Here is a 10,257-nt window from a genome sequence, read left to right as displayed (position 1 = left end):
CCTGTTCGCGAACACCGGCGCCAAAACGGTCGACCTGCCCACCTACGCCTTCCAGCGCCGCCGCTACTGGCCGGACGGGCTGCGCCGCGACGCCGTCGACGTCTCCTCGGCCGGGCTCGGCGCCGACGCCCACCCGCTGCTCGGCGCCGCCGTGGAGGTGGCGGAGACCGGTGCGCTCCTGCTCACCGGGCGCCTCTCCCTGCGGAGCCACCCGTGGCTCGCCTCGCACGCGGTCGCCGGGACCGTCCTCCTCCCCGGCACTGCTTTCCTGGAGCTGGCCCTGCACGCCGCCGAGCGCACCGGGTGCGAGGTGGTGGAGGAGCTGACCCTGGGCGCGCCGCTCGTGCTGCCCGAGCAGGGGGCCGTGCGCCTGCAGCTCTCCGTGGAGGCGCCCGACGAGGACGGGTTGCGCTCCTTCGAGCTGCACTCCCGCCTCCAGGACGCGCCGGAGGGCTCGCCGTGGACCCGGCACGCGGGCGGCGTCCTCGCCGCCGGCTCCGGGGCGGACGCGACCGCCCTCCCCGCTCTTCCCGCCCTGGCGGCCTGGCCGCCGGCGGGCGCGGAGCCCGTCCCGCTGGACGGGGTCTACGAGCGCCTGGCCGAGCGCGGGTACGCCTACGGCCCCGAGTTCCGCGGCGTCCGCGCCGCGTGGCGCCGCGGCGGCGAGGTCTTCGCGGAGGTCGCGCTGCCCGACGGCGCCGCGGACGCCGCCGGTGACTTCGGGCTGCACCCCGCGCTGCTCGACGCGGCGGTGCAGGCGGGCGGCCTGGAGAGCGGCGCGGACCCGGCCGGCGGTGCGGACGGGCGGAGCACCGCCCCCCTGCTCGGCGGGGGCGACGGGGCGATCCGGCTGCCCTTCGCGTGGCGCAACGTCGCCCTGCACGCGGTCGGCGCCTCGGTGCTGCGCGTCCGCGTCGCGCGCTCCGGCGCCGACGGGGTCTCGATCGATGCGGCCGACGCCGCCGGGCAGCCGGTGCTCTCCGCGGAGTCCCTGACCGTCCGCCCGGTCGACGCCGCGGCGCTGACCGCTCCCGGGGGCGGCGCGGACGAGGCGCTGTTCCGGGTGGAGTGGCGGCCGCAGGCGCCCGCCGACCCCGGTTCCGGCGGCGGCCCCGAGGGCGGCGCGCCGTCCCGGTGGGCCGTTGTCGGCGCCGACGACTACAAGGTCGCCGCGGCGCTGGAGGCGGCCGGGCACGACGTCGCCGCCCACGCCGACCTGGCCGCGCTGGCGGCCGCCGCCGCGGACGGGGCCGACGGGGCCGGCGGGTCCGGCGGGGCCGCCCCTCCGTTCGTCGTCGTTCCGCTCACCGACGCGTGCGGCGCGCCTGGGGCGCGGGCCTCGGCGCCTTCGGCGGAGTCCGCGCACGGCGCCGTGCACGCCGCCCTCGCCCTGGTGCAGGGCTGGCTGGCCGAGGAGCGGTTCGCCGATTCGCGGCTGGTGATCGCCACCCGCGGCGCCGTCGCCGCCGGCGCCGGTGCGGGCGGGGGCGAGGACGTCGCGGCCCCGGCGCTCGCCGCCGTGTGGGGCCTGCTCCGGTCGGCCCAGGCGGAGAACCCGGACAGGATCCTGCTGGTGGACGTGGACGACGCCGACGCCTCGCACGCGGCCGTCGCCTCCGCCGTCGCCGCGGCCTCGGCCGCCGGCGAGCCGCAGGTCGCGCTGCGCGGCGGGGTGCCGCTCGTCCCGCGCCTGGTCTCCGCCGCCGCCCCGGCGGCGGCCGCCGGGGCTCCGCTGGTCCCGCCGCCGGGGATGCGGTCCTGGCGGCTGCAGCCGGGGGCGGCTGAGGACGGCGGGACCCTGGAGGGGCTGGCGCTGGCCGCCGACCCCGGGGCCCTGGACGCGCCGCTGCGCCCGGGTGAGGTCCGGATCGCCGTGCGGGCGGTCGGCCTGAACTTCCGCGACGTCCTCATCGCGCTGGGCATGTACCCCGAGCCCGCGGTGATGGGCACCGAGGGGGCCGGGATCGTCACCGAGGTGGGGCCCGGTGTCACCGGCCTCGCCCCGGGCGACCGCGTCATGGGCGTGCTGAGCGGGGCCTACGGCCCGTACGTCGTCGCCGACGGCCGCCGGCTGGCCCGCATCCCGGACGGGTGGACGTTCGCGGAGGCCGCGTCGGTCCCGGTCGCCTTCACCACCGCCTACTACGCGCTGCGGGACCTCGCCGGGCTGAAGGCCGGCGAGCGGCTGCTGGTGCACGCGGCGGCGGGCGGCGTCGGGATGGCGGCGGTGCAGCTCGCCCGGCACTGGGGTGCGGAGGTGTTCGGCACGGCGAGCCCCGGCAAGTGGGAGGCGCTGCACGGCCTGGGGCTGGACGCGCGGCACGTGGCGTCCTCGCGGACGCTCGACTTCGCCGGCGCGTTCGGGTCCGCGGACGGCGGCCCCGCCGTGGACGTGGTCCTCAACTCCCTGGCCCGCGAGTTCGTCGACGCGTCCCTGGGGCTGCTGGGGCCCGGCGGCCGGTTCGTGGAGATGGGCAAGACCGACGTGCGCGACGCCGACCGGATCGCCGCGGACGCCCCGGGCGTCGCCTACCGGGCGTTCGACCTCGGCGAGGCGGGCCCCGAGCGGATCGGCGAGATCCTGGCCGAGGTCCTCGGGCTCTTCGAGAGCGGGGCGCTCGCCCTGCCGCCGGTCTCGACCTGGGACGTGCGCCGCGCCCGGGACGCCTTCCGGCACGTGAGCCAGGCGCGGCACGTCGGCAAGGTGGTGCTCACCGTGCCGGCCGGGATCGACCCCGAGGGCACCGTGCTGATCACCGGGGGCGCCGGGACGCTCGGCGGGCTGGTCGCCCGGCACCTGGTCCGCGAGCACGGGGCGCGCCGGCTGCTGCTGGCCGGCAGGCGCGGCGAGGAGACCCCCGGCGCCCGGGGGCTCCGCGCGGAGCTGGAGGAGGCGGGGGCGTCGGTCACCGTCGCCGCCTGCGACGTCTCGGACCGGGACGCGGTCGCGGCGCTGCTGGCGTCCGTCCCGGAGCGGCACCCGCTCACGGCGGTCGTGCACACCGCGGGCGTACTGGACGACGGGACGGTGGCCGCGGCGACCCCGGAGCAGGCGTCGCGGGTGCTGCGGCCCAAGGCCGACGCCGCCCTGCACCTGCACGAGCTGACCGCAGGCGCCGACCTGGCCGCGTTCGTCCTGTTCTCCTCGGCCGCCGCCTCCTTCGGCGGGGCCGGCCAGGGGGCCTACGCGGCGGCCAACTCCTTCCTGGACGCGCTCGCCGCGCACCGGCGGGCCCGCGGGCTGCCCGGGGTCTCCCTGGAGTGGGGGCTGTGGGCCGAGGCCAGCGGGCTGACCGGCGGGCTGGACGGGGCCGACCGGGCGCGCCTGGCGCGCTCGGGGGCGGCTCCGATGCCCACCGGCCAGGCGCTGGGGCTGCTCGACGCGGCCCTGGCCAGGGACGAGGCGGTGCTGGTGCCGATCGGGCTGGACCGCGCCGCGCTGCGCGACCAGGCCGCCTCCGGGATGCTCCCGCCGCTGCTCGGCGGGCTCGCGGCGGCGCCCGCCGCGCGGTCCCGCAGGAAGGCCGCCGGAGCGGGCGGCGCCGCTCCGGGCGGGCTGCGGGAGCGGCTCGCCGCTGTCCCGGCCGGTGAGCGGGCCGACGCGGCACTGGCCGCGGTGCGCGGCCACGTGGCGACGGTCCTCGGGCTGCCCCCGGCCGAGCCGCTGGACGGCGACCGCGCCTTCCGGGACCTGGGCTTCGACTCGCTGACCGCCGTGGAGCTGCGGAACCGGCTCAACGCCGACACGGGTCTGCGGCTGCCGCCGACGCTGGTGTTCGACCACCCGACGCCCGTCGAACTGGCCGAGCACCTGCTCGCCGAGCTGGCGCCGGCGGGCGGCGCGGAGGACGCGGGCGCCGGGGACGGCGGGCGGGCGAGCGAGCGGGCCGCCGCCGTGCTGGCCGAACTCGACCGCATCGAGGCCGACCTGGCGGCCGCCGCCCCGGACGGCGGGGACCGCGTCGCGCTCGCGGCGCGGCTGCGCCGGATCGCCGACGGACTGGGCCCGGCCGGCCCGGCCCCCGGCGGGGCGCCCGCACCGGCGAACGGAGCCGCGAACGGGACCCCGAACGGGACCCCGGGCGGTCCGGCGGGCGAGGACGGCGGCGCACCGGAGCAGGACCTCGATTCGGCGTCCGACGACGACTTGTTCGCCCTCATCGACCGGCAGCTCGGCGGGGCGTGAGGCGGTGGCGGACGGCATGGCGGAGAAGACGGCGGCCCCCGGCGGAGACGGAAGAGGCGGGAACCGAGTGACGGACGGTGCGAGGACCGTGGAGAACCCGAACGGCGGCAACGAGGCCCGGCTGCGCGAGTACCTCAAGCGGGTGACGGCCGAGCTGCAGCAGAGCGGCCGGCGCGTGCAGGAGCTGGAGGATCGCGCCCACGAGCCGGTCGCGATCACCGGCATGGCCTGCCGCCTGCCCGGCGGCGTGGAGTCCCCCGAGGACCTGTGGCGACTCGTCGCCTCCGGCACCGACGCCGTCACCGGCTTCCCCGACGACCGCGGCTGGGACGCCGAGTCGCTGTACGACCCCGACCCGGACAGCGCCGGGAGGACCTACTGCCGCAGCGGCGGGTTCCTGGACGGCGCGGCCGATTTCGACCCGGATTTCTTCGGGATCTCGCCGCGCGAGGCGCTGGCCATGGACCCGCAGCAGCGGCTCTCCCTCACTCTGGCCTGGGAGGCGATCGAGCGCGCCGGCATCGTGCCGCGCTCGGTGCGCGGCGGCCGGGTCGGCGTCTTCATGGGCGCCTGGCACACCGGCTACGGGGCCGGGCTGGAGGAGCCGCCCGCCGGCCTCGAAGGCCACCTGGTCAGCGGGGCGGCGCTCGGGTTCGTCGCCGGCCGGGTCTCCTACGTGCTGGGCTTCGACGGGCCGGCGGTGACCGTGGACACGGCGTGCTCGTCGTCGCTGGTGGCGCTGCACCAGGCGGTGCGGGCGCTGCGCAGCGGCGAGTGCGACATGGCGCTGGCCGGCGGGGTCACGGTCATGCCCAACCCGGACCTCTTCGTCCAGTTCAGCCGGCAGCGCGGGCTGGCCCCGGACGGCCGGTGCAAGGCGTTCGCGGCGGCCGCCGACGGTTTCGGGCCGGCGGAGGGCGCGGCGACGCTGCTGGTGGAGCGGCTGTCGGACGCGCGCCGCAACGGCCACCGGGTGCTGGCGGTGGTGCGCGGCAGCGCGGTCAACCAGGACGGCGCGTCCAACGGGCTCACCGCGCCCAGCGGGCGCGCGCAGCGCAAGGTGATCCGCGCCGCGCTGGCCGACGCCCGGTTGGAGCCGGCCGACGTGGACGCGGTGGAGGCGCACGGAACGGGGACACCGCTGGGCGACCCGATCGAGGTGCAGGCGCTCCAGGAGGCGTACGGGCGCGACCGGGGCGGGCGCGGCGCGCTGCGGATCGGGTCGCTGAAGTCGAACGTCGGCCACACGCAGGGCGCAGCGGGCGCGGCGGGCGTGATCAAGATGGTGATGGCGCTGCGCGGCGGCGTGCTGCCGAGAACCCTGCACGTGGACGAGCCTTCGCCCCGGATCGACTGGGACGCGGGCGCGGTCGAGGTACTGACGGAGGAGGTGCCCTGGCCCGCCGGGGAGGGTGGGGACGCCGGTCGGGCACGCCGGTTCGGGGTCTCCTCGTTCGGGATCAGCGGCACCAACGCCCACGTGATCATCGAGGAGCCCCCGGCGGCCGCCGAGGCGCCGGAGGAGACCAAGGAGACCGGGGAGGCGGCTCCCGCCCCGTTCGGGTCCGCCGTTCCGTGGACGCTCTCCGCGAAGACCGAAGAGTCCGTCGGCGCCCAGGTGAAACGACTGGGGAGGTTTCTGACCGAGAACCCGGGTGTGGACCCGGTCGACGTGGGCTTCTCCCTGGCCACCGGGCGCTCGGTCTTCGAGCACAGGGCCATGTCGGTCCAGGGCGAGGAGTGGGTGCGCGGCTCGGTCGCAGGGCGGGGGCGGACGGTGTTCGTCTTCCCCGGGCAGGGCTCGCAGTGGCTCGGGATGGGCGCCGAACTGCTCGACTCCTCCCCGGTCTTCGCCGAAGCCATCAACGAATGCGAGACCGCGTTCTCCGGGCTGGTCGACTGGTCGCTGACCGATGTGCTGCGCGGCGCCGACGGCGCCGCCTCCCTGGACCGGGTCGATGTGGTCCAGCCGGCCCTGTTCGCAATGATGGTCGGCCTGGCCAAGGTCTGGCGGTCGCTCGGTGTGGAACCGGACGCGGTTCTGGGCCACTCCCAGGGCGAGATCGCCGCCGCCCACGTGGCAGGGGCGCTCTCGCTGGAGGACGCCGCACGCGTGGTCATCCTCCGCTCCCAGGCGCTGCGCGCGCTCGCCGGGTCCGGCGGCATGGTCTCCATCGCCGCTCCCAAGGACCACGTCGAGCAGATCATCGCGGACAAGGACGGCCTGTCCATCGCGGTGGTCAACGGCCCGAGCGCCACCGTCGTCTCCGGCGACGCGAACCTCCTCGACGGACTCATCGACGAATGCGAGAACGCGGGCCTGCGGGCCCGCCGCGTCCCCGTCGACTACGCCTCCCACTCCCCCCACGTCGAACGCATCCAGGACGAGCTACACGAACTGCTCGCCAAGATCCGGCCGCGTTCCTCTTCGGTCCGGTTCTTCTCCTCGCTGGAAGGCGGCTGGATCGAGGACACTTCTTCTCTGAGCGCCGATTACTGGTACCGCAACCTGCGCCACCCCGTCCTCTTCGGTCCTTCCGTGGAGGCGCTGAAGGAGCAGGGCCACCTCTTCTTCGTCGAGGCCAGCCCGCATCCCGTCCTGCTCATGGCACTCCCCGACGACGTCGTGGGAACGGGGTCGCTCCGCCGCGACGAAGGCGGACTCGACCGCCTCCTCCTCTCCGCCGGAGAAGCCTGGACCAACGGCCTCACCATCGACTGGGCGAGCCTGTTCGCGAACACCCGCGCCAAGACCGTCGACCTGCCCACCTACGCCTTCCAGCGCGAACGCTACTGGCTGGACTCGGTCCCCTCCCCCCGGCGTTCCGGGTCGTCCCTGGACGACTGGCGCTACACGGTCTCCTGGACCCCGGTCGCGCCCGCCCGCGCGGCCGATTCCGGCGCGGAGGCGGAGCATCCCGCCCCGTCCGGCCGGTGGCTCGTCATCGCCCCCGGGGTCCGGGACGCCGACGCGTCGGCCGCCGCCGACCTGCTGAAGTCCTACGGCGCCATCCCGGAGGTCCTCCGGTCCGACGCCGCCGGGACCGACCGTGCCGCGCTCGCGCGGCGGCTGGAAGAGGCCTCGGCGTCCGGGCCGGTGAGCGGCGTCCTCCTCCTGGTTCCCGCCGGTGACCAGGAGGAGGACCCCACCTCCGTCCCATCCGTCCCGGTCGGTGTGCGCACCGCGGTCGCCGCCGTCCAGGCCTCGGTCGACGCCGGACTCGGCGCCCGGCTGTGGTGTGCGACGCGCGGAGCGGTCTCGGCCGTCCGCACCGACCCCGCCGCCGACCCAGCACAGGCAGCGGTCTGGGGCCTGGGCCGCGTCGCCGCCCTGGAACACCCCGACCTCTGGGGCGGCCTCATCGACCTGCCCGTCGATCTGTCCGACGTTCTCGGCGGGGAGGCCGAGCAGGCGTTCGCGGCGGTCCTCGGCGGCGCCTACGGCGAGGAGGACCAGATCGCGCTCCGCGGCCCGGGCGTGCTCGCCCGGCGCCTGACCCGCGCCCCCGCGAGTGCGGGCCCCGGTTCCGGGCCCCGCCTGGCGGGCGCGCCGGGGGCGGCCGGGGCGGTGCTGGTCACCGGCGCGTTCGGGGCGCTCGGCGGCCATGTCGCGCGCCGGCTCGCCGCCGAGGGCGTGCACCGCCTGGTGCTCGTCGGCCGGCGCGGCGCCGAGACGCCGGGCGCCGACGGGCTGATCACCGAGCTGCGGGCCGCGGGCGCGGAGGTGACCGCCGCCGCCTGCGACGTCGGCGACCGCGACCAGGTCGCCGCCCTCCTCGACCGGGTGCGGGCCGGTGACGCCCGCCTCTCCGCCGTGGTGCACGCCGCGGGCGTGCCCGGCGGCGATCCGCTGGTGGATCTCGGCGGGGACGCACTCGACCGGGTGCTGCGCGCGAAGACCGCCGGCGCCCGCCACCTCGACGAGCTCACCCGCGGCATCGGGCTCGACGCGTTCGTGCTGTTCTCGTCCAACGCCGGTGTCTGGGGCAGCGGCGGCCAGTCCGGCTACGCGGCCGCCAACGCCTACCTGGACGCGCTGGCCGAGCGGCGGCGCGCCGCCGGCGAGCACGCGCTGAGCGTGGCCTGGGGTCTGTGGGCCGGGGACGGCATGGGCGGGGCGGCCGACGGCGACTACTGGCACCGCCGCGGGGTGCGCCCCATGCCGCCGGAGGCCGCTACGGACTCGCTGTGGTCCGCGGTCGCGCGCGGCGAGACGTTCGTCGCCGTCGCCGACGTGGACTGGGAGCGATTCGCCGACGCCTTCACGGTGGGCCGCCCCAGCAGGCTGATCAGGGGTGTTCCCGAGGCCGCCCGTGCCCTCGACGGGGTCGCGGCGGAGGGCGCGCGGGACGGCTCGGCGTCCTCCCTCGCGGAGCGGCTGGGCGCGCTGGCCGCCGGAGAGCGGGAGCCCTTCCTGGTCGAGCTCGTGCGGACGGAGGCCGCCGCCGTGCTGGGGCACGCGTCGCCGTCGCGGGTGGACGGGGACCGGGCGTTCAAGGAGATCGGGTTCGACTCGCTCACCGCGGTCGAGCTGCGGAACCGGATGAACGCGGCCACGGGGCGGCGGCTGCCCGCCACGCTCGTCTTCGACCATCCGACGCCGCGCGCGCTCGCCGCCCACCTGCACGGGCTGCTGGCGCCCGGCGGCGGGGCGGGCGGGGACTCCCCCGAGGACGCCCGGGTCCGGGAGGCCCTGGCCGGCATCCCCGTCGAACGGCTCCGCGAGGCGGGGCTGCTGGACCGGCTCCTGGAGCTGGCGGAGGGGGCGGAGGGCCCTCCGTCCTCCGCCGCTCCGCAGGGCGGGGAGGAGGGCGCGGCCGCCTCCGAGGGCCCCGACATCGACGCCTTGGACGCCGACTCCCTCGTGCGGATGGCGCTCGGCGGAGCCGACACGTGACCGGGTCCGCGCGCCCCTGCGCGGCCCATGACCGATCCCCGCGACCCGACGATGCACGGAGGCCCCGGTGACGACGTCCCAGGAGCAGCTGGTCGAGGCCTTGCGCGCCTCGCTGAAGGAGAACGAGAAGCTGAAGGGCGAGCGGCGTGCCGAGGAGGAGCGCCGCAGCGAGCCGATCGCGATCACCGGCATGAGCTGCCGGTTCGCCGGCGGGATCGACTCCCCCGAGGAGCTGTGGCGTGCGCTGGCCGAGGGCCGCGACACCGTCGGGGAGATGCCGGACGACCGGGGCTGGGACGTCGAGTCGCTGTACGACCCCGACCCGGACGCCTCCGGTAAGAGCTACGGCCGCCACGGGTCGTTCCTGGAGGGCGCCGGCGGGTTCGACGCCGCGTTCTTCGGGATCTCGCCGCGCGAGGCGCTGGCCATGGACCCGCAGCAGCGGATCCTGCTGGAGGCGTCCTGGGAGGCGATCGAACGGGCCGGCCTGGACCCGGCCGCCCTGCGCGGCACCAGGACCGGTGTCTACCTGGGCGTCGGCAACCAGGCGTACGGGGCGGACCCGCGCCGGGCGCCCCGGGAGACCGAGGGGTACCTGGTCACGGGCAACGCCTCGGCGGTCGCGTCGGGCCGCATCTCCTACGCGCTGGGGTTGGAGGGGCCGGCGCTGTCCGTGGACACGGCGTGCTCGTCGTCGCTGGTGGCGCTGCATCTGGCGGTGCGGGCGCTGCGCAGCGGCGAGTGCGACATGGCGCTGGTGGGCGGGGTCTCGGTGATGGCGACGCCGGGCGCCTTCATCGAGTTCAGCAGGCAGCGGGCGATGGCGGTCGACGGGCGGTGCAAGGCGTTCGCGGCGGCCGCCGACGGGTTCGGGTGGGGCGAGGGCGTGGCCCTGCTCGCGGTGGAGCGGCTGTCGGACGCGCGCCGCAGCGGGCGGCGGGTGCTGGCGGTGGTGCGCGGCAGCGCGGTCAACCAGGACGGCGCGTCCAACGGGCTCACCGCGCCGAACGGGCCTGCGCAGCAGCGGGTGATCCGCGCCGCGCTGGCCGACGCCCGGGTCGGCGCGGCGGACGTGGACGCGGTGGAGGCGCACGGCACGGGGACCCGGTTGGGCGACCCGATCGAGGCGCAGGCGCTGCTCGCCGTCTACGGGCGCGGGCGCGGGGACGCCGCC

Annotated in this window: 3 protein-coding genes; all 3 read left to right on the top strand. The window is 77.5% G+C overall.

The window, feature by feature from the left end; translation table 11 throughout:
* A partial coding sequence (locus D459_RS33330; RefSeq protein WP_017596669.1) for an SDR family NAD(P)-dependent oxidoreductase occupies window positions 1-4,186 on the top strand: 4,186 nt, incomplete at its 5' end.
* Window positions 4,187-4,253: 67 nt separating this feature from the next.
* The gene (locus D459_RS0129890) at window positions 4,254-9,083 is read left to right on the top strand and encodes a type I polyketide synthase (protein ID WP_241485159.1); all 4,830 of its coding nucleotides are present in this window, start codon (window positions 4,254-4,256) and stop codon (window positions 9,081-9,083) included.
* 67 nt (window positions 9,084-9,150) lie between these two features.
* Window positions 9,151-10,257, top strand: a 1,107-nt coding sequence (locus D459_RS0129885) for a beta-ketoacyl synthase N-terminal-like domain-containing protein (protein WP_017596667.1), incomplete at its 3' end; no start/stop codon positions are given.

The organism is Nocardiopsis potens DSM 45234 (genome assembly GCF_000341105.1).
GTDB lineage: Bacteria > Actinomycetota > Actinomycetes > Streptosporangiales > Streptosporangiaceae > Nocardiopsis_A > Nocardiopsis_A potens.
The sequence above is the reverse complement of the archived record's forward strand: the minus strand, read 5'-3'. Positions and strand labels throughout refer to the sequence as shown.